Origin of the sequence: Gordonia mangrovi (genome assembly GCF_024734075.1) — a bacterium.
GTDB lineage: Bacteria > Actinomycetota > Actinomycetes > Mycobacteriales > Mycobacteriaceae > Gordonia > Gordonia mangrovi.
Map to the genome: position 1 here is coordinate 339823 of NZ_CP102850.1, position 25605 is coordinate 365427.

The following is a 25605-nucleotide window of genomic DNA, read 5'->3' on the forward strand; positions in this document are numbered from 1 at the left end:
CGTTCGTCATCGTTGCTCCCAGGCGACCGTATCGCCGAAGATGGCGACCTGGATCGGACCGGACAGCGGAACCCCCACGACCTGGTCGGTGAGGCCGACGAACATGCTGTCCTGGTACAGCGGGACATAGATCGCCTGCTCGGCGAGCAGCGGCTCGGCCTCGGTGAGCAGCGGGATGGGGTTTGCCGCCGACAACGCCTCGCGGGCCAGCCCGATCAATTGCGGATCACAGATCCCGGAGACGTTGCTGGCGTAGCTGTCGTCGGCGGCGGCGTCCTGGCCCGGGGCCACGCCCGTCGGAGTGGGCGGCGTGGACAGTGACGGCGCGGTCCCCGGTTTGGGCTGGTCGCAATCGACCTGGGAGGCCAGCGACGCCGCAGCCGGGACACCGAGGCCCTGCCAGCCGACCACCAGGTCGACCCGCGCGTTGGTGAGCGCGACGCCGTAGAGCTCGCTGTTGGGCAGCGCGAGGACGGTCGCCCGGACGCCCTGCCCGCGCAACTGGTCGACGATGTTGGCGGCGGCCGACGTGGACCGCGGGTCACCGCTGATCGCGCCCACCCGGATCACCAGGTCGTCGCCGTCCCTGCGGTAGGGCTCGATCCCGGCCGGGAGCGGTTCTGCCTGCACGTCGCCGGTCGATTCGCTGCTGCCGTCGGGGTTCGACTCGCCGGCCGCACTCGACGGGCTTCCCGACGCGGAAGTCGACGGCGAGTCGGACGGATTCGGGGGCTGCTCGCCGGGTGATGCTCGCTGGTAGCCTTCATCGGCCAGCAGGCCGGCGATCTGGTCGGCTGACGGACGCGCGCGGTCCACCGGGAAGTATCCGGGATCGGTCGGCGCGAACACCGTGTTGGCGAACGGCGTGACGATGTCGTCGCCGGCACCGGCCAGCGTCACCAGGGAAGGATCGATCATCCCCAGGACGGCGCGGCGCATCGGCAGCGACCGCATCGTCGAGGTGCGGGCGTTCACGCTGATCGACAACGCCCGGGACGTGGGGCTGCGACGGGTCTGCAACCCGGGGACGGCCGACAGTTCGGCGGTGGTAGCGGGACCGGAGCGCACCGCGGCGATCGCCGAATCGCCGGTGCGCACCGATTCGACCATCTGCGATGCCGTGCCGGCACGACGCAGCACCACCTGATCGAGACTCGGCGGTTCCATCCAGTACCGGTCGTTGCGGGCCAACCGCACCTCGTCTCGGGTCTGGTCGATGGAGACGATCGCGAACGGACCGGCCGACACCGGTTTGCCGCTGTCCATGCCGGTCTGGAAACCGGCCGGTGCGCCCCGCAGCACGTGGCTGGGCAGCAGGCCGGTGAACAACTGACGCCACGCCGGATAGGGCCGGGCGAACGTCACCTGCACCTCCTTGCCGCCTGCCCGCGACTGGACGGAGTCGATGAGCCGGTAGCCCGCCGGAGCCACAACGTTGGGCTGGCGGGACATCTGCTGCCACAGATAGGAGAAATCGTCGCCGGTCACGGGTAGTCCGTCGGACCACTGGGCGTCGGTGTGGATCTGATAGGTGACCGTGAACGGGTCCCGCGAGGTGACCTCTGCCGAGGTGATCAAGGCGCCCTGGCGTTGCCAGACCACCCCCTCCGGGGTCGCGACGGGCTGGAAGGCACTGGGCAGGGTCATCGCCGCCACCGCGGTGGTGACGGTGCCCTGATCGGCACCGATGTGCGGGTTGAAGCCGCCCCCGACGGAATCGGTGGCGACGTAGATGGTCTTCTCCGTCGGATACTCGGCGGGCGTCGGCGGCGGAGCAGTCTCCCGCACCGGCGGGGGTGGATTCGACATACATGCCGTCGAGAGCAGCGCGAGAGCGCCGAGCAGTGCCAGCAGTCGAGCGCGGTACCCGCCCGCGAGGGACCGTCGCGGGCGGTTCGCAACCGATCCCGCCTGCCAACGACTCACCAACACCACCCCCACGAGCTCCTCACGCGCCGGCTCGGCGCCCGGCGCACACGCGCCCGTTATCCGGCCGCCTGGTCACGCGACTTCGCCCGCGACCGTTCCCGGGCGCGCGTGGATGCATCGAGATGGACCTTACGCACCCGCACGACCTCGGGTGTCACCTCGACACACTCGTCGGCCGCGCAGAACTCCATCGCTCCCTCGAGGTCGAGTTGCATCGGCTTGGCCAGGGTCTCCATCACGTCGGCGGAAGACTGGCGCATGTTGGTCAGCTTCTTCTCGCGCGTCACGTTGATGTCGAGATCCTCGGCACGCGGGTTGATCCCGACGACCATGCCCTCATAGGTGTCGGCGCCCGGCTCGACGAAGAAGGTGCCGCGGTCGGCGAGCTGGATCATCGCGAACGGCGTGACGGTGCCGGTGCGGTCACTGACCAACGATCCGGTGTGGCGGGCGCGGATCTCGCCGGCCCACGCGTCGTACCCGTCGAAGACGGCGTTGGCGATGCCGGTTCCCCGCGTCTCGGTCAGGAAGTCGGTGCGGAAACCGATCAGACCTCGCGACGGCACGATGAACTCCATCCGCACCCATCCGGTGCCGTGGTTGTTCATGTGTTCCATCCGACCCTTGCGGGCGGCCAGCAGCTGGGTGACCGCACCCAGGTACTCCTCGGGCACGTCGACGGTGAGATGTTCGAACGGCTCCTGCACCTTGCCGTCGACCTTGCGGGTGACCACCTGCGGTTTGCCGACGGTGAGTTCGAAGCCCTCGCGTCGCATCTGCTCGACCAGGATTGCCAGTGCGAGCTCACCACGGCCCTGGACCTCCCAGGCGTCGGGGCGCCCGATGTCGAGCACGCGCAGGGACACGTTGCCCACGAGTTCGGAGTCCAGGCGCGACTTCACCATCCGGGCGGTCAGTTTGTGGCCCGACACCCGGCCGGCGAGCGGCGACGAGTTGGTCCCGATGGTCACCGAGATCGCCGGCTCGTCGACGGTGATCCGCGGTAGCGGCTGCGGGTCCTCCAGGTCGGCGAGGGTGTCACCGATCATGATCTCCGGCATACCGGCCACCGCGACGATGTCACCGGCGGCCGCGGACTCGGCCGGCGCCCGATCGACACCGATCGTCGCGAGCAACTCGGTGATCTTGGCCTTCTCGACGACGGCTTCCGCTGTACCGTCCTCTTTGGCTACCTCACGACACCAGGAGATCTGCTGGCCCTTGCGCATGGTGCCGTTGTGGATGCGGACCAGCGCGAGGCGGCCGAGGAAGGCCGATGCGTCGAGGTTGGTGACGTGTGCCTGCAGCGGCGCCTCGGGGTCACCCTTGGGGGCGGGGACGTGCTCGAGGAGCACGTCGAAGAACGGGTCGAGATTCTCTCCCGAGGGCACCTCGCCGTCGGCGGGCTGCTCGGTGCTGGCGACTCCGGCGCGGCCGGAGGCGTAGAGGACGGGGAGCTCGAGCGCGAGTTCCGCCGCGGCGGCGGCCTCGTCGTCGAGGTCGGAGGCCAGGTCGAGGAGCAGGTCCTGGCTCTCGTCGACGACCTCCTGGATACGCGCATCAGGGCGGTCGGTCTTGTTCACCACGAGGATGACCGGCAGCGAGGCGGCCAGCGCCTTGCGCATCACGAATCGGGTCTGCGGCAACGGGCCCTCGGAGGCGTCGACGAGCAGCACCACTCCGTCGACCATGGACAGACCGCGTTCGACCTCACCACCGAAGTCGGCGTGGCCGGGCGTGTCGATCACGTTGATGACGACCTCGGTGCCGTCGGGCTGGCGGCGGTGGACAGCGGTGTTCTTGGCGAGAATGGTGATGCCTTTCTCGCGTTCGAGGTCACCGGAGTCCATGACCCGGTCGACGAGTTCGGCGCGCTCGCCGAAGACCCCCGACTGGCGCAGCATCGCGTCCACCAGCGTGGTCTTGCCGTGGTCGACGTGCGCGACGATGGCGACGTTGCGGAAGTTGTGGACAGCGCTCACTGAGCTCTCTTTCACTGCGATGGGTACCGGTCGATCACCGGTGGACAAGTCAACGCGTACAGGGTATCGGGCCGGTGTCGTGCCGGCGCACGACACCCGACGCTGAGATCGCGATCACGCCTCCGGGTCGGGACACAAGTTAGGGCATGCTAATGTCCGGCGCATGGGCAAGGTCCACCCGGCGGACATCGCCGAACTGAAGCCGAAGCGCAAGTGCTGCCGCAAGTCGACCCGATGCGTGCGGTGCCCGGTCGTCATCCACCGGATGCGCAAACTCGACGGCACGCAGATGTCGAAGAAGCAGCTCACCAAAGCGCTGAAGAAGGCGCGGGCCGCCTGAGGTCCACACCTCATAGAATCCGACCATGGCCATCACACTCGAGAACGTCGCCATCGCCGTGCGCGACCTCGATGCGACGATCGCATTCTTCACCGACCTCGGCCTCGAGGTACTCGGCCGCGACACGGTCAGCGGAGAGTGGACCGACACCGCCGTCGGACTCGACGGCAACCACGCAAAGATCGCGATGCTGCAGACACCCGACGGGCACGGCCGGCTCGAACTCTTCGAATACCTCCACCCCGAGGCGATCGAAACCGCACCCACCCGGCCGAACGAGATCGGCATGCACCGCGTCGCGTTCTCGGTCGACGACCTCGACGCGGCGCTCGAGATCGCCGCACGCCACGGATGTCACCCCCTGCGTGGCGTGGGCACCTATCAGGACATCTATCGGCTCACCTACGTACGCGGCCCGAGCGGCATCATCGTCATGCTCGCCGAGGACCTGCGCACGGGTTGAGACGCCGCCGCCGGCGTGTCCCGAGGGTCACGGCCCGAGGTCGGCGAGCAACTCCGGGACCCACACGGTGTCCGCAGGCACCAATCGGCCCGCGTCGAGCATCGCCCGCAGCTGCGCGGCGTCCACCCACTGCAACGCCTCGTGCTCGGCGGGATGCGGTACGCCGGCCTCGATCCGCGCGCGCAAGGCGATCATCATCAGGTCGTCGCGCAAGGCGACCGATTCGCGCAGCGCCGCACCCACGGTGACGGAGACTCCGATCTCCTCGGCCAACTCACGCCGCAGCGCCGCCTCGGGGCTCTCCCCCGGCTCGGCCTTGCCGCCCGGCAGTTCCCATTTGCCGGCCACCTCGGGTGGGTATCGCCGCTGCGCGAGCAGCAATCGGCCGGGTTCGAGTACCGCCCCGGCAACCACCATCCGGTGTCGGGTCATCCGTCGATTCCCGCCCCGTCGCCTTGGATCACCGCGACCCGCTCGGGGACGAGCACGAGGGCGACCTGGTCACCGACACCGAACCGGTCCGATGTGATGGCGTCGAGTTCGGCGTCGGCGGTGCGCACCCGCAGCCGACGGCCGGTGGGCAGATCGGCCACGGCCGCGACGACACCGAGCGATCGATCCTCGCCGACGGCCCGTTCGGCACGCACCGACTCGGGCCGCAACCCCAGAGACGCGGCTCCGTCCGGCAGATCGAGCACGGTGTCGCCGAGCGAGGTCACCGCCCGGCCATCGGTGACCTCGGCCGCGAGCACCGTGGTCACCCCGAGGAACCGCGCGGTCCATTCATCGGTCGGGCGCAGCCACAGCTCTTCGGGCGCGCCGGTCTGCACCAACACCCCCGCACGCATCACCGAGATCGAATCGGCCATCAGCGCGGCCTCGGTGTGGTCGTGGGTCACCACGACCGTCGGGGTGGCGGTGGCCCGGACGATGTCGCTGATCTCGGTGGCCAGTCGATCGCGGAGCAGCCGGTCGAGCGCGGCGAGCGGCTCGTCGAGCAGCAACAGTCGTGGGCGGGGTGCCAGCGCCCGGGCGAGCGCGACACGTTGGGCCTGGCCACCGGAGAGCTCCTCGACGCGACGGTCGCCGAAACCGTTCAGGCGGACCAGGTCGAGCATCTCGTCGACCCGGCTGCGAATCGCGGGCCGTGACCACCGACGCATCCGCAGCCCGTAGGCGATGTTGGATGCGACCGAACGGCCGCCGAAGAGCTGGCCGTCCTGGAAGACGACCCCGAAATCGCGCCGATGGGCCGGTGTGTTCACGAGGTCCCGGTCGTCGAACACGACCCGCCCGGCAGTCAGCGCCTCCAGACCCGCGATGGCGCGGATCAGCGTGGATTTCCCACACCCGGACGGCCCGAGCAGTGCGGTCACCACCGACCCGTCGGTACCCATCGACCAGCTGAGGTCGTCGATCACCTCGGTCGACCCGTAGTGCACGGCCACGTTGTCCAGTTCCAGCATCTCAACGACCCACCATCTCAGAGCAACGCCCCCTGGCGCGGCCGGACTGCCTCCACGATGGTCACCGCGAGCGTGGTCACGGCGACGAGCACCACCGACGCCGCCATCGCGGTGGCCAGGTTCTCCGCACCGGGCCGATTCAACGCGGACCCGATCAGGACCGGCAATGTCGTGGTGTCCGCACGAGCCAGGAAACTCGTCGCGCCGAACTCGCCGAGCGCCATGACGAAAGCGAAGCCGCCTGCGGCACACAGTGACCGACCGATCATCGGGAGGTCGACGGTCAGGAACACCCGCAGCGGCGAGGCGCCGAGCGTCGAGGCGGCCTGCCGGAGGCGCCACGACACCGATTCCAGCGCCGGCACCGCCACCCGCACCACCACCGGGATGGCGATCAGGGCCTGCACGCAGGGGATGACCAGCGGCGAGGCCGCGACATCACGGGGCAACGCGGCGAGCACGATCAGGTATCCGAATCCCAGCGTCACGGCGCTGATCCCGAGCGGGATGGTGGTGACCACACCCCCCGCGGCCGCCCACGCCCCGGTGGAACGATGCATCGCGATCGCCGCGAGGAGTCCGATCGCCAGAGCGATCACCATGGCGAGTGCGGCCGTGCCCAACGAGTAGCGCAACGACTCCAGCGGTGTCACGCCGTTGACCGACTCGTTGAGTGCGCGGTAGCCGGCCAACGTCCACTCGCCGTCGGCACCCGGGCGGACCGATCGCAGCACCAGCACCGCCAACGGCGCCACCAGCACCAGCGCAACCCAGGCCAAGGCGGCCGACACCGGCAGCCATTGCCGGCCGTGTGGCCGGAAACGGGTCCGTGCGGCCGTCGACGCGGCCGAGCCACCGGGTTCGGTGAACAGCCGGGTGAACAACAGCGCGGCAACCACCACGACGATCTGCAGCATCGACAGCATCACCGCTTCGGGGATACGGAAGTAGCTGATCGCCTGGGTGTAGATCTCGGTTTCCAACGTCCGGATCTCCCCGTTGCCCAGGATGATGATCACCCCGAAACTCGTCGAGCAGAAGAGGAAGACCAACGCCGCGGCAGCGCCCACCGCCGGGAGCAGTCGCGGCAGCGTGACGTCGAGGAAGGCGCGCAGCCGACCGGCGCCGAGCGTCTGCGCGGCCTCCCCGAGCCGCGGATCCAGCGACCCCCAGGCCGCCCCGACCACTCGCGCGATCACCGCGACATTGAGGAACGCGTGCGCCAACAGGATCGGCCAGAGGCCTGACGAGATGTTCAGGAAGGCCAGCGGACCGTCGAGCAACGCGCGGAATGCGACCCCGACGACGACCGTCGGCAGCACGAACGGCACCGTCACCACCACGGTCAGCAGCAGCGAGCCGGGGATGTCGACGCGGGCGATGAGCCAGACCATCGGCGCGGCGACCACCAGCGCGAGCATCGTCGACACGGCCGCCTGGAACAGGGTGAACCCCAACAGGTCCAGCGCGTGGGTGCGCCGCAGGAGTTCACCGATCCCCTCGTCGGACCGCGCCTCGACCGCGCGCCGGACCAGCGCACCGAGTGGCCACAGGAAGAAGATCAAGATGAACAGCGCGGGTACCACCCGCAGCATGACCGTGCCCAGACCTCGAGTCACCGTCCGACGGCGTCGCGCCATTCCTGCAGCCACGCCTCCCGATTCTGCGCGACAAAGGCGGGCGGAAGGCTCACGGTCCAGGACGGCACCGGGGCGCGCTGCGCCCACCCGTCGGGCAAGGGGGTGCCCTGCTGTACCGGATAGACATACATCGACGACGGCAGCGCCTCCTGCACCGTCGGCGACAGCATGAAGTCGACCAGTTGCTGAGCACCCGCGAGGTTGTCGGTGCCCTTGAGGATTCCGACGTACTCGACCTGTCGCCAGCAGCTGTCGAGCAGCGCGGAGGTCCCCGGGGTGGCGGCCGGCGACGACGCATACGACAGCACGATGGGTTTGTCGCCTTTCGCCTCACCGGCCGAGAACAACTGGTTGTAGGCGATCTCCCAGCCGGAGACGACCGTGGCGCCACCGGCGGTCACCGTCGTCCAGTAGTCCTGCCAGCCCTGGGGAAACACTCCGATGGTGGTCAGCAAGAACGCCAGCCCGGGCGAGGAGGTACCCGGGTCGAGCAGGGCCGCCTGCGACGCATATTTCGGGTCACGCAGATCACGCAGGCTCTTCGGGGGCTCTTCACCGCGCGACGCGTACCAGTCGTCGTCGACGTTGAGACAGACGTCGCCACGGTCGACCGCGGTCAGTTCGTTGTTGCTGTCGGGCAGCGCATACTCGGCCGCACCGTCGGCGGCCATCGGAGACTGATACGGCTCCAGGGCCCCGGCCTCGATCGGACGAGAGGCGAAGGTGTTGTCGATACCGAACACCGCATCCGCCTTGGGCGACCCGGGGGTCAGCGACACGGTCGAGGCGAGTTGCCCGGCGTCCCCGGACTTGACGACCTTCAGGGTCAGCCCGGTCTCCTGCTGGAAGGTGTCGAACACCGAATCCGGCAACGTGAACGAATCGTGGGTCAGCAGGGTTACCTCGGCGCTCCGCTCGACGTCATCGGCACAGCCCACCACCGCGGTCGCAGCGGTCAGCAGTGCTGCGAGGGCGGCACCTGCCCTGGTCACGTATGTGCGCCTGCGGACACCGATCACGATGGACGGCCACCTCTCTGCTCGTCTGGCCACTGCTCGATCTAACCAGTAACTCCACGACTACACGAGCGCGCGGCCGATAAATCCCACCAGTAACAATTGCATCAATAACCTCATTGGTAACAGCGCCAGGGGTTAGGCTCCCTGGACGGTGCCCGCCATCGGCGGGTGCATAGAATGACGCGCGACGCGATCTGCGTCGTCAGTCACTGACCGCGGAGTGTGTGGCCACGACCGGCCCGCACCGACGACCGATTGGACCGGAACCAGTGCGTTTGCCTGCACTCCCGAGCTCGCGCCCGCGCCGCGCTCATCGCATCACCGGCCGTCCGGCACGCCGGACCGCGATCGCGGCGATCAGCCTCGCCGCGGCGACCTCCCTGGCTCTGCCCGCCGTCGCCGAGGCCGCTCCCACACCCGCGCCGCCGAAGGTCGATCAGCGAGTTCTCGACTCGCTCGGCGCCTTCGCCCCGGCGATCATCGGCGCCGTGGCCACCAAGGGCCCGGATGGAAAGATCAGCCCGCAACTGCTCGATCAGGCCAAGGCGCTGTCGGCCGCGCCGGGCCTGCCACCCAAGGTCAGCGAGATATGGCAGGACGTGATCGACTTCCTCGGCGAGCCCGGACGGGTGGCCGCGCAACGGCACCTGGCCGCCGAACGCCGGCCCGGCGAGCCCGAGATCCCGCAAGGGCCCAACGCACCGAAGATCCAGGAGTTCCTCTATCCGACGCTGGGTTTCGGCTGCATGGAAGGCAACGGAAGCCCCGACGGCGGCAACTCGCTGGGTCGGGCACTCCTGACCGCCGGCCCGCAGGATGCACCCGCACCGGGCCCCAAGCGCGGCGAGGCCGGATACGTCTACACCGCCCTGGGCACCGGCCCGGCCATCAACAACCCGAACCGCAAGTTGTGGGTGACCTGGCTCAACATCGACAACGGGCGCACCGGTCAGCTGCAGCTCAAGCGCAATCCGAAGATCAACGTCGAAGACGGGCCGGGAACCTTCACCGGAATCGCCAAGACCGGCAAGGGCCGCGTCGTGTCGACGATCTACGGCGAAGTGACCACCAAGAGCGACGGCCGCATCAACAGCTGCCCCATCGTGCCGACGATCGGCCTCGCGATCGTCTGATCCGCGAGTCACCCGAGAACGGCTCGCCGCGCTCGCACCTTCGACACCCCCGGGACATCGGTCGCCGGGGGTGTCGTCGTTGGCGGCCCACTGTGACCAGCAACACAGTTCTGACCAGCGGTTTCGTCGGATCTCCGAGCCCATGTCGCCCACTGATCGCGGCGATGTCACAGGTCGGACTCACGACTTGCCCCGGCGACTTCAATCGTGCTCTCTTTTAACTTGAGCAACATCTGTCACATGCGTACCACGCTGGGCCAACCTCCCGGCGGGCTGGATCGATGAAGGAGAAGACATGCTTGGCAGCGAGATGGAAGACACCGGTGCGCGGACACGGTGCACTCGTCGTTCGTACCGCCTGCGGGCCGGCGTGGTCGGTGTTGCCGTCGCGGCCGCCGCCGGACTGTGCGTGCCGGCTCTGGCGGCGCCGGCCGCAGCCGAGCCGGTGGTGCAGCCCAATTCGCTGACCCTGCCCGACATCCCGTTCGACAGCGAACTCGCGGCCGCGGTCCGCCTGCTCAAAGACGCCGGGGTCGACCGCATGGCCCTCGACGCTGCGCAGGCCATCATGACCAGTGTCGGCCAGCTCTCGACCGAACAGCTCGCAGCCCGCAGCGCGGGCGTGCCCGTGGCCGACACAGACCCCATGACGCTGTTGAGCACCCTCGGTATCCAGCCGCTGACCCCCTCGGTCGCCCCGTTCTGCACCGAACCCACCGACGACAACCCGTTGGGTCTGGTGACCGCCGGCGCGGGTGCTGTGGCGGGCCCCTGGCCGTTGGCGCAGGAGCCGCTGGCGCCGCTGCAGGAGCTGTTGGGTATCACGATGCCGAAGCTGAACCTCGTCGACGACGGCGAGACCGCGTATGCGTTCGTGCCGGCGTCCGCCGGGACGACCGACGCCACGATGCAGGTCGCCTGGTTCAACGTCGCAACCCTCCAAGGCGGATTCGCCGACCTCGAACCGATCAGTGACGCGCCCGTCCTCGCCGCGATGCCGCTGCTGTCCGGAGTCCGCCTGGCTCCGGTGCAGACCGGCAACGGCACCGTGTTGTCGGCTGTCTACGGCACCGCCGAGAATGCCGGGCGATCGTGCTTCTTCCTGCCCGCCGTGGGCATCGTCGAGGCATGAGACCCCCGCCCCGACAACGAGAAACGGCCACGAACATGCCCACGCCCCGCCCCCGACGCACCTGTCGTGGTCGGCGAACCGCGCGCACCGCACTACCGGTCGTGGCCGCCGCGCTCCTGCTGAGCGCGACGTCGGTGCTCAGCCCGGCGACCGCGACCGGCGCACCGGGCGCCACCCCCGCCGCAGGGGCCGCCGGGTCGGTGTTCGCCAACCGCGACCTGCCCGAGAACCGACTGACGCCGAAGGCCGCCACGGGCTCGGCATTCACCTACTGGAGCACGGGAACCGATCGCGAGCCGCGGCTGTCCACCGGGTCGGTCGAGGTGCCGCCCGGACAGGCACCCAAGGACGGCTGGCCGATCCTGGTGTGGGCCCATGGCAGCCGCGGAATCGCAGATCAGTGCGCGCCGTCGGCGCACCCGACCCGCGCGGACAGCGATGAGATCGGACGTTGGCTCGACCGCGGATATGCCGTGGTCACACCGGATTACGCCGGGTTGGGCACCAGCGGCACACCGGAGTACTTCGACACCGACACCACCTCGCGCAACATCGTCGACGCCGTCCGGGCCAGTCGCGATGTCACCGAGAATCTCGGCCGCCGATGGGTCGTCGTCGGTGAAGGTCAGGGCGCCGCGGCGGCAATCGAACTCGCCCGCACCGCGACCCGCCTCCAGGGGCCCAAACTGGACTACCGCGGCTCGGCCGTGTCGTCGATCCCGGTGGAGTTCGACACCTTGATCGGTGGGCTCGGACCCGACACCGGCACCATGGCCAGTGGCGTCGAGTCCACCGTGCTGTTCACCCTCAGCGCCATCCGCAACGCTCGTTCATCGGTCGATCTCGATGCGTTCCTGACCGAGTCCGGGATACGTTGGCTCGACCGCGCCGCCGCGGTGTGCGCCGACGACCTGACCGCCGAGTTCTCCGGCACGCCCCTCGGATCGCTGTTCCGGCAACCGTTGTCGGGCAATGGGCAGCTACTCGACGTCGTCTCTCGCACCCACATGATCCCCATCAAGGGGTTCACCCGGCCGGTGATGATGACGCAGAGTCTGTTCGACCAGAACGTCGTCGTCCCGCTCTCGTTGCGGTACCTGAACGACGCACAGCACGCCGACCGCCGGGTGACCGCACGCACCTACCTCGCGTTCAATCAGCAGCAGTCCGAGTCGTTGTCCGACAACGACATGCGCTGGTTCGTGGCGCGTGTGGCCGGTCGGTGACGGCCTCCGCCGGGCGTATCCAGCGACGGCTCGACCGAGGCCGCGACGCCTACTTTGTCGCGGCCGCCGCAGCGACAGCGGCAGGTGCTGCCCACCATCGCTCTCTGGCAGCCCTCACCAAACCGCTGCCCCTGCTGCTGCTCGGCACCCGTATCGCACGGCGCGCAGGTGCCCGGTCGGCGTTCGACAATGCCCTGCTCGCCGGCGCGATTGCGTTCTCCACCGCCGGCGATCGCGCGATGTTGCTCGAGGAGTTCGCCGATGAACCCACCGAGAAGGATCGGCATCTGCGGGTCGGCGCCTCCCTGTTCGCCGGCGCGCAGTTGTGCCTGACCGCCGCGATGATGCGTCGCGGGGCACGGCCCGGCGCGCGTGGCCTGATCACCCGCGCCGCGGTACTCGCCGAATCCGCGACCGTCCTCGCGCTGCACCGCCCCCGCCTGCTGCCGGTGCTCGGCGGCTACGGCAACACCCTGGCACTGATGTCGGCGACGGCGGCCGGGATGTCTGACCCCCAACCGGCGATGCGGACGGGCGGGCTGCTCTTCCTGGCCTCCGACCTGACGATCATCAACCGCCGCCATCTCGTCCGTAACCGACGCCTGGCGGCGGCCGGCGAGGCATGGGTACTCGCGAGCTACTTCGCCGCACAGTGGTTGCTGCTGACCGGTCTTGGCGCCACCCGCGGCGACGAGGACTGAGTCAGCGCCGCCCGGCCTTCGCCGAGCGGATCGCCTCGAGTTGGGTGAGGCGCGATTCGGCGGCGGCATCCATCTCCTCGAGTTCCATCCCCTTGGTCTCCTCCACCTTGGATCGCACGAAGAAGAACGACGCTGCGGCACAGAAGGCGAAGAAGCCGTAGATCCATCCGAGCCCGACGGTCTTGCTCATCTCCGGGAACAGCATCGAGATGGTGAAGTTCGCCAGCCAATTCGCCGCGGTGCACACACCGAGCGCGACACCGCGGATGCGGTTGGGGAACATCTCGCCCAGCATCACCCACATCACCGGGCCCCACGTCGCGGCGAAGAAGATCACGAACAGGTTCGCGCCGACCAGCGCCACCGGGCCCCAGGGATCCGGAAGCGCAAGGCAATCGGCGTTGGTGTTGCCGGGCGTACAGGTCGTGTCACCGACGGTGCCGGAATCGAGGTAGGACGCCTGGGTGAATGCGATACACGCCAAGACGAGTCCGATGAACATGCCGACGGAGCCACTCAGCAACAGCTTGCGCCGACCGACGCGGTCGACGAACAGGATTGCCACGAAGGTCATCCCGACATTGATCGCTGCGGTGATCACGGACGTGACGAATGCCTCGTCGGTGGTGAAGCCGACCGACTGCCACAGGGTGGTCGAGTAGTAGAAGATCGCGTTGATGCCGACGAACTGCTGGAAGATCGCCAGCCAGATACCCACCCACAGCAGGGGATGCAGCCCGAAGGAGGGACCACGGATGTCCTTCAACGAGGTGCGGGCCTCGCGTTTGACCGTGATCCGGATCTCCTTGACCCGGTCCAGCGGATTGGGTTCGCCGGTGACCTCCTGCAGGATTCGCGCGGCCTCCTCGTCGCGGTGGCGCCCCACGAGGTAGCGGGGCGACTCGGGAATCAGCAGCGCGAGGATTCCGTACACCGCCGCGGGCACCACGCCGACCAGGAACATCCAGCGCCAGGCCTCCAGGCCCCACCACAGATCGTTCTCCGGACCTCCGGCGGCGTTCTGCAGCAGCGTGTCCGACAGCAGGGCCGCGAAGATGCCGAGCGTGATCGCCAACTGCTGCAACGAACCGAGCGCGCCGCGGAACCGGGCCGGTGCGATCTCGGCGATGTAGGCGGGTGCGATCACCGACGCGATACCGATACCGATGCCGCCCAACACACGCCACAGCAGCAGATCGGGCACGGTCTGGGTGTACGCGGTACCGATCGAGTTGATGATGAACAACGCCGACCCGAGCAGCATGACGCGCTTGCGGCCCCACACGTCGGCGAGTCGGCCGGCGAACCAGGCACCGAGTGCGCAACCGAGCAGCGCGATGGCCACTGCGAATCCGGTGAGCAGCTCGGCCATGCCGAAGGTGTCCTCGATCGACTCGACGGCACCGTTGACGACCGAACTGTCGAAGCCGAACAGGAACCCGCCGACCGCGGCGGCGACCGTGACGCCGATGACCTTCGCGGTATGTTGCTCAGCGGCCTCGGGGTTGTGCGACTGCGCCATGTGCCGTGTCCTCACCGTCGAATACCGCCACATCGCGGCGGAGTGCGATTGTCAGGCTACTAGCCGCGAGCGAGTGCTCCGCGGCATTTGCGCGCACTATTCGATATCGACATCGACTGTGGCGCTGTGGACAGCAGGTGCCGCTCAGGGGATTCCGCTCAGGCGATGGTTCAGGCTGTTGCGCGACCACCGCACGTCGACGTGGTGGCACCCACCATCGGCACGAACGCCATGACGCCGATCTTCTGATGGATGCTGAACGCGACCGGGCCCGGACCGGGATGCAGGTCGACCTGCCAGGTCACCGTGCGAGCGCGAGTCGGCACGGTCACCGTGCCGCTCCGGCCGCTGGCGAGGTTGCGCCAGGACACCCGCGTCTCGATGGTGTAGTCGAGGATCGCGGGCTGCGCGCGGTTGGAGGCGATCAGCGAGATCGCCGGCCCCGGTAGCCCGTCGGCCGGAAAGGGAATCTGGTTGAACACATCGACGTGGATGGGGATGTCCGGGCCCGGCAGCGGGTTTGCGCTGTCGCAGCGCAGGGTGGTGACGAGGTTGGGCTCGGTGTATTCCGGGATGGCCGACCCCACCCCGGCTCCGCCCGCCATCACCGCGCCGAGCACAGCGGCCGAGACAAGCGTCGCACCGGCGAATCGGCCCACTCGCCCACGCCTATCGAACCCCCTGCGCACAATCCCCATGGGGCCGAGTCTAGGGCCATCTACGATGACCCCATGGCGAATCTCCAGATTGCGCAGGACCCGGCCGCCGATGCCCTGCTGTCCACCGACGCCTTCGCACTGCTGACCGGGATGTTGCTGGATCAGCAGTTTCCGATGGAGCGGGCATTCGCCGGGCCGGCCAAGATCCGCGATCGATTCGGGACCATGGAACCGAATGCCATCGCGGCCGCCGACCCGGAGGCGTTCGCCGATCTGTGTGCGACACCGCCCGCGATCCACCGCTACGGCCGCTCGATGGCCGGCCGGGTACAGGCGCTGGCCCAGGTCGTCGTCGACGAGTACGGCGGCGACACCGAGCAGATCTGGACCGGGGCGTCCTCGGGCGCCGACCTGTTCGACCGCATCCGCGCCCTGCCCGGTTTCGGCGATCAGAAGGCGAAGATCTTCACCGCGCTGTTGGCCAAGCAGCTCGGCGTGAAACCGTCCGGCTGGACGAAGGTGGTCGGCGACTACGGCAAGGCCGGCTTCCGGTCGGTCGCCGACGTGACCGACCCGGTGTCACTGCAGAAGGTGCGCGACTTCAAGAAGGCGGCCAAGGCGGCCGCCAAGAAGAGCTGAGCCGGCAGCAGTCGCGGGTCACTCCCGTCAGATCCTGACATCGCCTAATGTCAAGATCATGAACGCCACCAATCCCGAGCCCCACAGCGTCGTGGAGTTGCCCTTTCGGCTCGGTTTCGCCGTCACCGGCGTCGTACTCACCGCCGCCGAGGCGGCAATCACGGTTGCCCGGCTCACCGCGAACAGCGTCCAACACGAGGTCAACACCGTACTCGGGCTCTCCGGCGACGAACTCGGCAGCGCACGTACGCCGATCGCCCTGCTCAATCAGCTCGCCGAACTACTCGGACCGGATCGTCCGTTCGGCAAGATCCTGGCCGCCGGCGGACCGTTGGAGCGATTGCTCAACCCCGACGGCGTCATCGACCGGCTGACCGCACCCGACGGCATACTGGAGAAACTCACCGCCGAGGGTGGACTGCTGGACCAGATGACCGAAGACGGCGGCATCCTGGTGCGGCTGACGGCGAAAGACGGTCCGCTGGACCGGCTCACCCGACCGGGTGGCGTCGTCGACCAGTTCACGGAGAACGAGGGCATCCTCGAACGCTTGACCTCCCAGGGCGGCATCGTCGACAAGCTGACCGCACCGGACGGTGTGATGGAGAAGGTGACCGCCGACGGTGGGGTGCTCGACCGGATGGCCGCCGACGGCGGGCTGCTGGACCAACTCGTCGGCGAGAACGGCGCGGTGGAGCGGGCGATCGCCCCGAATGGTCCGCTGGACCGCATCACCGAACTGACCGAAGTGATCGGACAGCTCGCCCCGAATCTGCTGGCGATGCAGGACACCGTGCACGAGTTGGCCGAGACCGTCGATCTGCTGAATCAGACCGTCGCACCGTTGGGTGGACTCGCCGACCGATTGCCCAAGCGCCTCACCCGCGGCTCGCGCAGTGGATCATCCGCACCGTCGGGTGGATCCGCACCGGCGGGCGGTCCCCCCGGTCCGGCCATCACGGACGGCTCCGAACGAAACGGCTCCGAACGAAACGGCTACGCGCGCGGGGGCGGCGAGTCGGCCGATTCCTGATCGGGGGTGCCGTGGACCCCATGGGTCAGGCCCTGTGCGGGCGAGATCGCGGGAAAGCCTGCGGTGAACAGCGGACACCGGCACGGTGACCTGGACGTCGAACACGCAGCGACCTCACCGGTGTGCAGGGACCCTCCGCGCTCCCGAGGTCTTCGGCGAGAGGTGAGGTCTCCGCGTGAGAAGCGCTACTCAGCCTCAGTCGACTGCGGGACCCGTGTCACGTACTTCGTCCACCCGCCGCATCGCGTCGCGGAGTTCGTTCAACCACGAATCCGTGTGTTGGCCGACGAGCTTCACGCACCACGCGAGGGCGTCGGACCGACTGCGCGCCACCCCGGCGGCCACCAGGGTGTCGAGCACCTGGCGTTGCGGCTGTCGCAGTCGGGTCATCACCGGCACGGCGAGGTGGGTGAACAACTGCGACGAATCGCCGCATCGCACACCCCACGCAACCTTGCGGTCGAATCGATGCTCGATCTCCCGTGCGACCTCGATTCGTTGATCGCGGGTCGCCTCTCGGAACCGGGCGATCCGACCGGCCTCGGCCTGCGCCACCGCCGCCGCGTCGGTGCCCTCCTCGGTCTCGGGCACAGCGATGGCGCCGACGATCGTGATCTCCTCGCGGTCGATGGACACCTCGGGTGCGCCGGTGAACAGATCGTCGGGCAGACGCCCGGCGAGCCATCCTGACACCGCCGTTTCGGTCTCGGACATGGTCGCCTCCTATGCGATTACTTGTAATCACTGTAGTTCGGTAATTTCTGAAAAGCGAGAGCTCAGAGTGGCGAATCTCCGGCGACCCGGGACAGATGCGGGGGTGTCTCAGCGCTCGTTGGTGGCGGGGTGAATAAATGGACACATGCCGAGTTCTGTCTCTAGCAACACGCTCGATCCGAACACCCCGGTCATCGTGGGAGTCGGCCAGGCGTCCGAGCGTCTCACCGACGACGACTACCGCGGACTCTGTGAAGCCGACCTCGCCTCGCGGGCGGTGGAGACGGCGCTGGCCGACACCGGCGTGACCGTGCCGTCGGTCGCCGCCGAGCTCGACACGATCGTCGGCGTGCGCACCTTCGAGGAATCCACTCCGATGTCGTCGTCCCCGCTGGGACGACCGGACAACATGCCGCGTGCCGTGGCCAAGCGGATCGGCATCGATCCGCGCAGCGCGGTACTCGGCGTGACCGGTGGACAGACCCCGCAGAGCCTGCTGACCGAGTTCGCCGGCACCATCGCCGCCGGCCGGTCCTCGGCAGTGCTGCTCTTCGGCGCCGAGGTCATGTCCACGGTGCGCCACCTGATGGCGACAACCGTGGACGACGCCCGACCCGACTTCACCGAACAGGTCGGCGGGCAACTCGACGACCGCGGCTTCGACATCGCGGGTCTCACCACGCACCAGGAGGCCAAACACGGATTGCTGTCGCCGGTGGCGCAGTATGCGGTCCTGGAGAATGCCCGCCGGCACCGCATCGGGCTCCCCCGTGATCGGTACTCCGCGGCCATGGGCGAACTGTTCGCCCCGATGTCGCAGGTGGCGGCGGAGAATCCGCATGCGGCCGCCCCGACTGCGCGCTCGGCCCGGGAGCTGGTCACCGTCTCCGAGACCAACCGTGTCGTGGCCGACCCGTTCACCAGGTTCATCGTTGCGCGCGATCAGGTCAACCAAGCGGCCGCCGTCGTGGTCATGTCCGTGCAGACGGCACACCAACTCGGCATCGATCCGAGCCGATGGGTGTTCCTGCACGGCCACGCCGACACCCGCGAGCGACCGTTGATGCAGCGGCCGGACCTCAGTACCGGCCCTGCGGCCCCCGCAGCCGTACGGCATGCGCTGGCGGTGGCCGACATCGACCTCGATGATGTGCGTCACCTGGACATCTACAGCTGCTTCCCGATCGCGGTGTTCAACGTGATCGATCCACTCGGTATCGCTCCGGACGATCCCCGCGGACTGACCCTGACCGGCGGCCTGCCCTTCTTCGGTGGCCCGGGCAATAACTACTCGATGCACGCGATCGCCGAGGCGGTCGACCGCTGCCGCGGTGAGCGCGACTCGTTCGCGCTCGTGGTCGCCAACGGGGGCATCCTCAGCAAGACGTCGGTCGGCGTCTACAGCACCCGCCCGGTCGAATGGTCGCCCGACGACTCGAGCGGGGTACAGGAGCGACTCGATTCCGCTTCGCCCGTGCGGACGTCGGACTATGCGGACGGTCCGGCGACACTCGAAGCATTCACGGTGCTGCCGGGACGCGACGGCGCACGTAAGGGCATCGTCGTCGGCCGCCTCGGCTCCGGCCGACGGTTCGTGGCCACCGTGAACACCGACGACGAACCGATGTTCGACCTGCTGGCGACCGACGACCCCATCGGCACCGACATCTACGTCCGGTCGAGCGCGAATGCCAACCGCGTGTTCACCGATCGCGCCGCGATGCTGCGTCGCCACCCACCCACCGCTCCGGCATTCCGTTCGTCCTACGAGCACGTCGAGGTACGCCGCGACGGTCACCTGCTCGAGGTGACGATCAACCGTCCCGACGCACGCAACGCACTGCATCCCGCCGCCAATGCCGAGCTCGATGAGATCTTCGACGCCTACTTCGCCGATCCGGAACTCTGGGTGGCGATCCTGACCGGCGCCGGCGACAAGGCGTTCTCGGCCGGCAACGACCTCGCGCAGACGTCCGGCGCCGGGCTGGCCGTCCCGCAGAACGGTTTCGCCGGACTCACCGCACGCCGGTCGATGCCCAAACCCGTCATCGCCGCGGTCAACGGTTTCGCGTTGGGCGGCGGCTGCGAGATCGCCCTGGCCTGCCACATCGTCGTCGCCGACGAGCGAGCCACCTTCGGCCTCCCCGAGGTCAAGGTCGGCCTGGCCGCGCTCGCCGGCGGACTGGTCCGCCTGCCGGCCGCTGTGGGCGGCGCGCTGGCCCGGGACATGATCCTCACCGGACGACGACTCGACGCCGCGGCGGCACTGGCCGCCGGACTCGTCAGTCGGGTCGCACCCGCGGGCGAGGTGATGGGGCTCGCGCGCACCGTGGCCGGCGAGATACTGGCGGCATCACCGACCTCCGTCCGGGAATCGTTGCGCGCCATGGAAACAGCCGCAGCAATCCCCGACGAGATCGAGGCCATCGAAGCGACCTCGGCGGCGATGGACAGTCTGCTGGTGAGCAAGGACACGATCGAAGGAATCACCGCGTTCGTCACCAAACGACCGCCGCGCTGGACCGGCCGATGACGTCTTGAACTCCGGTTCGGTGGTCGGAGGGTTACCATTCCTCCGACCATCGGCGAGGTATCGCCGAGGCCAGACGACGAGAGGCCCGGAATGACGCTTGAGCAGGCAGGCACCGAAGAGCCCAAGGGCTGGTCGATGCCGCGAGGCACGATCGTGTTGCTGTCGGCCACCGGGTTGATCGTCACCGTCGGCGGTATGAAGGCGGTGTCCGGCCTGGTCGGCCCGATCTTCCTGGCGCTGATGCTCACCGTGGCGGTCCAGCCGATCCCGGTCTGGCTGCGTCGCAAGGGCGTGCCCACGTGGCTCGCCTTCATCGCCACTCTGCTCGCCGTCTACGGCATCCTGCTGACGCTCTTCGGGTCGCTGGCCTTCTCGATCGCCCGGCTCGCGACGATCCTGCCCGAATACGCCGACAAGTTCCAAGGTCTCGTCGACAACTTCCAGGAGTTCCTGACCAGTCATGGCGTGAGCTCGGACAACGTGCAGGACATGATCTCCCACATCGACCCCGGCAAGGCGCTGGGCTATATGTCCGAGGTCCTGGAGGGCACACTGTCGGTCGCCTCGGCACTGATACTCGTGGTCACGCTGCTGCTGTTCATGTCCGCCGACGCGCTGTCGTACGACAAGCGCATCAACGTCCTGCGCGGCATCCGGCCCGACATCGCCATGGCGTTTCAGAGCTTCGCCCAGGGCACTCGTAGCTACCTGCTGGTGTCGACGGTGTTCGGTCTCATCGTCGCCGTCTTCGATTCGGTCGCGCTGTGGATCGTCGGCATCCCGCTGCCGATCCTCTGGGGCCTGCTCTCGTTCATCACCAACTACATCCCGAACATCGGCTTCGTGATCGGCCTGATCCCGCCGGCCCTGCTGGCGCTGCTCGACGGCGGCTGGGGACAGATGTTGCTGGTGATCGCCATCTACAGCGTCATCAACGTGGTGATCCAGTCGGTGATCCAACCCAAATTCGTCGGCGACGCCGTCGGATTGTCCACCACGTTGACGTTCCTGTCACTCGTGTTCTGGGCGTGGGTCATCGGACCGTTGGGCGCCATCCTCGCGGTGCCGCTGACCCTGATGTCCAAAGCCCTGCTCATCGACATCGATCCGTCCACGCGGTGGGCCGATATCCTGCTGTCGTCGTCGGCGCCCAAGTCCGAACCCGACTCGACCACCGGGCCTCCTCCCGACGCCGACGGTGATGCCGAGGCCGATCCCGGACCGGACAGCACGGGCGAGGCCGGCCCGTCGCCGCAGCCGGGCTGATGCTGCCGCGCTCGGACTGCACACCGTCACACTGACCGTCGGCAGGAATCCGTCGCCGCCAAAACCCGCATCTGCTTCCTCACGCGGGCCAAGTCCGATACATTCGGCGTGTCACATATATTTGATACGTAGTGACTCGGCGTCAGTGAAGACAGGGGTGGCAGCTCGAAATGGACATGACATGGTCGGACTCCGACATCGCGTTTCGCGATGAGGTGCGCGAGTTCTTGGAAGCCAAGTTGACACCTGACCTCCGCGCCGCCGGACGTCTGCGGACCAGCGTGTACGCCGATCACGAGGCATCCATGAAGTGGCAGGCGATCCTGCACGAGCGCGGCTGGGCCGCCCCCGCGTGGCCGGTCGAATACGGCGGCTGCGACTGGAGCCTCGGCCAGCACTACCTCTTCAGCCGCGAATCGATCCTGGCCGGCGCGCCGGCGCTGTCCCCGATGGGCATCCGCATGGTGTCGCACGCGATCATGGCGTTCGGCACTCAGGAACAGAAGGACTTCTACCTGCCCGGCATCCTCGACGGCAGCGTGTTCTTCTGCCAAGGCTACTCCGAGCCCGAGGCGGGATCGGATCTCGCGTCACTGTCGATGGCGGCGGTCAGCGACGGTGACGACTTCGTGGTGACCGGCAGCAAGATCTGGACGACGCACGCGGCCGAAGCCAACTGGATCTTCTGCCTGGTCCGGACCTCGCGCCAGGAACGCAAGCAGCAGGGCATCACCTTCCTGCTGATCGACATGAACTCGCCCGGCATCGAGGTGCAGCCGTTGGTGATGGCTTCCGGCGAGCAGGTGCAGGCCCAGGTCTTCTTCGACGGCGTGCGGGTACCGAAGCGCAACGTGCTCGGCAAGATCGACGAAGGCTGGACCGTGGCCAAGTACCTGCTCATCTTCGAGCGTGGCGGCGGCGCTGCGGCGCCGGCCCTGCAGGTGATGGCCGAGAACATCGCCGACGAAGCCGCCTCGATGACCGGCCCGTCGGGTGTACCGCTCATCGAGGAGCCGGCATTCGCCGCGAAGCTCGCCGACGTGCGGGTGCGAGCGAAGATCCTGGAGGTTCTCGAGTACCGCGCGCTGGCGGCCATGAGTTCCGGCGGTGACGCCGGGTCGCTCGCGTCGATGCTCAAGATCCTCGGCACCGAACTGAGTCAGAAGATCACCGAACTCGACCTGGAGGCCGCCGGGATTCACGGCCGCGTGTATCAGCCGCATGCCGCCGCGCCCGGGGGGCCGATCAACCGGTACACCCCGCCGTCGGACGGCTATGTCAGCGGTGAGGCATGGCAGGCGGTGGCGCCGCTGCACTACATGAACGACCGCGCCGGATCGATCTACGCCGGTAGCAACGAGATCCAGCGAAACATCCTGGCCAAGGCCGCGCTGGGACTCGGGTAGAGCCCGATCCCACAACCAACCCGGCCAGACAACGGAGCACAGACAAACAATGGACTTCACACTCACCCCGGAACAGCAACTGCTGCGCGACGGCCTCACCAAGTTCCTGGGCGCGCGCTACGACCTGGAAGCCAGTCGCGAGGCGGCCAAGGTGGGCGCCGGATGGCAACCCGAGATCTGGCGTTCGTTCGCCGAGGAACTCGGCGTGATCGGCGCCTGCCTGCCCGAATCGATCGGCGGTGACGACGGCGGCCCCGAGGAACTGATGGTGGTCACCGAGGCTCTCGGACACGCGCTCGTCGTCGAACCGTTCATCGACACCGTGGTGCTCGGCGCCCGACTGTTGGCGCGCACCGGCCACCCGCGGGCGATCGCGATCGGTGAGCAGATCGTCGGCGGTAGTGCGCTGACAGCGCTCGCCGCGGTCGAAGACGGTTCGGGCGGCATGCTCAATCATGTCGGGACGCGCGCCGAGAAGTCGGGCGACTCGTGGATCATCAACGGCGCCAAAGCCGTTGTGACCACTGCCCCGCTCGCCGATCATCTGATCGTCACCGCCCGGACCTCCGGCGACACCCGCGACGGCGACGGGGTGTCGATGTTCTTGGTGGACCTCGGCGACGCCGTTCCCGACGGGTTGACGATTCATGCGGTACGCACCATCGACGACCGTCGTGCCGCCGACCTCACCTTCACCGACCTCCGGGTCGACGCCGATGCGCTCATCGGTACCGAGGGGCAGGCGCTCGGGCTGCTCGAGCACGCCTGGGACGAGGCAACCGCCGCCGTGGTGTCCGAGGCAGTCGGGGCGATGCGCAAGGTCTTCGACGACACCGTCGAGTACGCCAAGCAGCGTCAGCAGTTCGGCCAGTCCATCGGCAGCTTCCAGGCCCTGCAGCATCGGATGGTCGACATGCACATCGAGCTCGAACAAGCGGTCGCCGCCCAGTATTACGCCGTCCTGACCCTCGATGCCGAACCCGCCGAGCGGGCGACGGCGGTGTCGGCGGCCAAGGCCACCGTCAGTCGCGCGGCCCGGTTCATCGGACAGAACGCGGTCCAGCTGCACGGCGGCATGGGCATGACCGAGGAACTGGCCATCGGCCACTACTTCCGCCGACTGACCGCTGTCGAGTACGAGTTCGGCTCGGCGGACGCCCATCTGGCACGGTTCGCGAAGCTGGCCGGCGCCTGATCGATCGACGAGTCCGCAACGCCCCGGTGCGCCGGTGCGCACCGGGCGTTCCCGGCTCAACTCGCGATGTTGGCGCCGATGAGCGCGGCACACGCGGCGACCACCGGTTCGACGATGGTGTACTGCGATCTGTCTTGTTCCATCGTGGATGCCGCCAATTCGCGGATACCGTCGGGTGGTACATCTCCGTACCGATCGGCGTGGAAACAGGAAGGGGAGGCGGGCATGAGTACCGCACAGGCTGCCGACGTCACACCCGTCCTGCCGCCCGGCCCCCATCTGCCACCACTCGTGCAAGGCCTCGGCTTCGTGACTCGCCGGCGGCAAACGGTGGCCGCCCTGTCGCGTCGCTACGGCTCGGCGTTCACGATCCGGATCCCGATCTTCGGCGAGACGGTGGTGATCGCGGACCCCACCATGGCTCGGCAACTGTTCACCACCTCCACCGATCGTGTCGTCAACGAACGCCCGAACCTCGGCCGCGTCCTGGGCCCGGGTTCCCTGTTCGCCCTCGAAGGCGCCGATCATCGTCGTCGGCGCCGGCTGCTCACACCTCCACTGCACGGCAAACGTGTTCGACGCTACGAAACGGTGGTGGCCGAAGAGTTCCGCGCCGAGGCCCGCGACTGGCCCCTCGATACGCCGTTCGCGACGCTCGAGCCGATGATGCGGATCACCCTCAATGTCATCCTGCGCACCGTCTTCGGAGCGCAGGGCGCCCATCTCGCCACGCTGCGCCGCATCATCCCGCCGATGGTGGCCACCGGATCACGGCTGGCCACGATCCCCGACCTGCCGGTGTCCCTGGGTCGCGTCGATCCCCGTCGCCGATTCGCCCACCGACGCGCGACCTACAACCGGGTCGTCGAAACACTCATTGCCGCTGCGCGTATCGACCCTGATCTCGGGAACCGTGACGACATCCTGGCGCTGATGGTGCAGAGCCGATATGACGACGGCTCGGCGATGACCGACGTCGAGATCGCCGACGAACTGCTCACCCTGCTCGTCGCGGGGCACGAGACGACCGCAACGACCCTCGCCTGGGCCGTCGAACGCCTACAGCGCCATCCCGCGGTACTCGCGCGGCTGGCCGATGAGGTCGACGCCGGCGGCCAGGAGTACATGACCGCGACCATCACCGAGATCCAGCGCAGCCGACCGGTCATCGATCTCGCCGGCCGGCATGTGGTCGACGACATCGTCGAACTCGGCCCGTATCGAATCCCCAAGGGCCGCAACATCATGGTGTCCATATCTCTGCTGCACGACGACAGCCGGCAGTTCCGTGATCCACAGCGGTTCGACCCCGAGCGCTTTGTCGGCAGCACCCCCGGTCCGGCGTGGCTGCCCTTCGGCGGCGGCACCCGACGCTGCATCGGTGCAGCATTCGCACAGATGGAGATGGACGTGGTCCTACGCACGCTGCTGCGTGATTTCACGATCGAGCCCTCGACGGCGCCGGACGAACGCTGGCACTCCCGCGGCGTCGCCTACGCGCCGGCTCGCGGCGGACGCGTCGCACTGCACCGGCGCCACTGACCGCACGAGTCCGAATCATCGGACCGCTCTCTCGATCGCACACCACGCCGTGTTGGCGACCCGCG

General features: G+C 68.2%; 23 protein-coding genes. 13 read left to right on the plus strand and 10 right to left on the minus strand.

The window, feature by feature from the left end; genetic code table 11:
- Positions 1-6: 6 nt before the first annotated feature.
- Together NWF22_RS01620 and typA are read right to left on the minus strand one after the other, a co-directional pair.
- Entirely contained in the window at positions 7-1809 is a 1803-nt protein-coding gene (locus NWF22_RS01620; protein ID WP_160901438.1) for an ABC transporter family substrate-binding protein, read from the minus strand.
- Between the two features lie 176 nt (positions 1810-1985).
- Positions 1986-3911 carry a translational GTPase TypA gene (typA, locus tag NWF22_RS01625; protein ID WP_160900914.1) on the minus strand — a complete coding sequence of 642 codons (1926 nt, stop codon included), beginning with the start codon at positions 3909-3911 and terminating at the stop codon, positions 1986-1988.
- A gap of 163 nt (positions 3912-4074) precedes the next feature.
- Between typA and NWF22_RS01630 the strand changes: the two genes are divergently transcribed.
- Positions 4075-4251: a hypothetical protein gene (locus NWF22_RS01630; protein WP_202398182.1), complete on the plus strand. Its 177-nt coding sequence runs from the start codon at positions 4075-4077 to the stop codon at positions 4249-4251.
- Positions 4252-4276: 25 nt separating this feature from the next.
- Complete coding sequence (locus NWF22_RS01635) at positions 4277-4714, plus strand: VOC family protein (RefSeq protein ID WP_160900913.1); 438 nt, start codon at positions 4277-4279, stop codon at positions 4712-4714.
- Positions 4715-4741: 27 nt separating this feature from the next.
- On the opposite strand, the gene NWF22_RS01640 is transcribed toward NWF22_RS01635, so the two are convergent.
- Genes NWF22_RS01640 through NWF22_RS01655 form a run of 4 tightly spaced genes read right to left on the minus strand, consistent with a single transcriptional unit; the run spans position 4742 to position 8836 of the window.
- A complete protein-coding gene (locus NWF22_RS01640; protein WP_202398181.1) occupies positions 4742-5146 on the minus strand; it encodes a (deoxy)nucleoside triphosphate pyrophosphohydrolase in 405 nt (134 codons plus the stop codon).
- Positions 5143-6180 carry an ABC transporter ATP-binding protein gene (locus NWF22_RS01645; protein ID WP_160900912.1) on the minus strand — a complete coding sequence of 346 codons (1038 nt, stop codon included), beginning with the start codon at positions 6178-6180 and terminating at the stop codon, positions 5143-5145. The genes NWF22_RS01640 and NWF22_RS01645 overlap by 4 nt, the downstream gene beginning before the upstream one ends.
- 17 nt (positions 6181-6197) lie before the next feature.
- A complete protein-coding gene (locus NWF22_RS01650; protein ID WP_160901436.1) occupies positions 6198-7820 on the minus strand; it encodes an ABC transporter permease in 1623 nt (540 codons plus the stop codon).
- Positions 7796-8836, minus strand: a complete 1041-nt coding sequence (locus NWF22_RS01655) for a thiamine ABC transporter substrate-binding protein (protein WP_373692001.1) — start codon at positions 8834-8836, stop codon at positions 7796-7798. Before NWF22_RS01655 ends, NWF22_RS01650 begins: the two co-directional genes overlap by 25 nt.
- Positions 8837-9108: 272 nt before the next feature.
- Here NWF22_RS01655 and NWF22_RS01660 point away from each other — a divergent pair, with 272 nt between their 5' ends.
- From NWF22_RS01660 to NWF22_RS01675, 4 genes are all read left to right on the plus strand, one after another.
- A complete protein-coding gene (locus NWF22_RS01660; protein ID WP_373691973.1) occupies positions 9109-9972 on the plus strand; it encodes an Rv1157c family protein in 864 nt (287 codons plus the stop codon).
- A 295-nt stretch (positions 9973-10267) separates the two neighbouring features.
- Positions 10268-11104, plus strand: a complete 837-nt coding sequence (locus NWF22_RS01665; protein WP_373691974.1) for a hypothetical protein — start codon at positions 10268-10270, stop codon at positions 11102-11104.
- Positions 11105-11139: 35 nt separating this feature from the next.
- The gene (locus NWF22_RS01670) at positions 11140-12330 is read left to right on the plus strand and encodes a lipase family protein (RefSeq protein WP_160900911.1); all 1191 of its coding nucleotides are present in this window, start codon (positions 11140-11142) and stop codon (positions 12328-12330) included.
- The gene (locus NWF22_RS01675; RefSeq protein WP_160900910.1) at positions 12327-13031 is read left to right on the plus strand and encodes a lysoplasmalogenase family protein; all 705 of its coding nucleotides are present in this window, start codon (positions 12327-12329) and stop codon (positions 13029-13031) included. Before NWF22_RS01670 ends, NWF22_RS01675 begins: the two co-directional genes overlap by 4 nt.
- 1 nt (position 13032) lies before the next feature.
- Here the strand turns inward: NWF22_RS01675 and NWF22_RS01680 are convergent, their stop codons facing one another.
- Both NWF22_RS01680 and NWF22_RS01685 read right to left on the minus strand, forming a co-directional pair.
- On the minus strand, positions 13033-14553 hold the full coding sequence (locus NWF22_RS01680) for a sugar porter family MFS transporter (protein WP_160900909.1): 1521 nt from the start codon (positions 14551-14553) through the stop codon (positions 13033-13035).
- A gap of 170 nt (positions 14554-14723) precedes the next feature.
- Positions 14724-15158 carry a hypothetical protein gene (locus tag NWF22_RS01685; protein WP_160901432.1) on the minus strand — a complete coding sequence of 145 codons (435 nt, stop codon included), beginning with the start codon at positions 15156-15158 and terminating at the stop codon, positions 14724-14726.
- Between the two features lie 126 nt (positions 15159-15284).
- On the opposite strand from NWF22_RS01685, the gene NWF22_RS01690 reads away from it, so the two are divergent.
- Positions 15285-15851, plus strand: a complete 567-nt coding sequence (locus NWF22_RS01690; RefSeq protein WP_160900908.1) for an HhH-GPD-type base excision DNA repair protein — start codon at positions 15285-15287, stop codon at positions 15849-15851.
- Between the two features lie 58 nt (positions 15852-15909).
- On the plus strand, positions 15910-16884 hold the full coding sequence (locus tag NWF22_RS01695) for a hypothetical protein (RefSeq protein ID WP_233750881.1): 975 nt from the start codon (positions 15910-15912) through the stop codon (positions 16882-16884).
- A gap of 195 nt (positions 16885-17079) precedes the next feature.
- Here NWF22_RS01695 and abmR read toward each other — a convergent pair whose 3' ends face one another.
- Positions 17080-17598 carry an ATP-binding transcription factor AbmR gene (gene abmR, locus NWF22_RS01700; RefSeq protein ID WP_160900907.1) on the minus strand — a complete coding sequence of 173 codons (519 nt, stop codon included), beginning with the start codon at positions 17596-17598 and terminating at the stop codon, positions 17080-17082.
- Positions 17599-17743: 145 nt separating this feature from the next.
- On the opposite strand from abmR, the gene NWF22_RS01705 reads away from it, so the two are divergent.
- The 4 genes from NWF22_RS01705 (at position 17744) to NWF22_RS01720 (ending at position 23998) form a co-directional block, all read left to right on the plus strand.
- The gene (locus NWF22_RS01705) at positions 17744-20131 is read left to right on the plus strand and encodes an acetyl-CoA acetyltransferase (protein WP_160900906.1); all 2388 of its coding nucleotides are present in this window, start codon (positions 17744-17746) and stop codon (positions 20129-20131) included.
- Positions 20132-20221: 90 nt separating this feature from the next.
- Positions 20222-21397, plus strand: a complete 1176-nt coding sequence (locus tag NWF22_RS01710) for an AI-2E family transporter (protein ID WP_160900905.1) — start codon at positions 20222-20224, stop codon at positions 21395-21397.
- Positions 21398-21567: 170 nt separating this feature from the next.
- Entirely contained in the window at positions 21568-22803 is a 1236-nt protein-coding gene (locus NWF22_RS01715) for an acyl-CoA dehydrogenase family protein (RefSeq protein ID WP_160900904.1), read from the plus strand.
- Between the two features lie 49 nt (positions 22804-22852).
- Positions 22853-23998: an acyl-CoA dehydrogenase family protein gene (locus tag NWF22_RS01720; RefSeq protein ID WP_160900903.1), complete on the plus strand. Its 1146-nt coding sequence runs from the start codon at positions 22853-22855 to the stop codon at positions 23996-23998.
- A gap of 56 nt (positions 23999-24054) precedes the next feature.
- Here NWF22_RS01720 and NWF22_RS01725 read toward each other — a convergent pair whose 3' ends face one another.
- Complete coding sequence (locus NWF22_RS01725; RefSeq protein ID WP_160900902.1) at positions 24055-24225, minus strand: hypothetical protein; 171 nt, start codon at positions 24223-24225, stop codon at positions 24055-24057.
- Here NWF22_RS01725 and NWF22_RS01730 point away from each other — a divergent pair.
- Positions 24224-25540, plus strand: a complete 1317-nt coding sequence (locus tag NWF22_RS01730; protein ID WP_160900901.1) for a cytochrome P450 — start codon at positions 24224-24226, stop codon at positions 25538-25540. The genes NWF22_RS01725 and NWF22_RS01730 overlap by 2 nt on opposite strands.
- Positions 25541-25605: the final 65 nt, after the last annotated feature.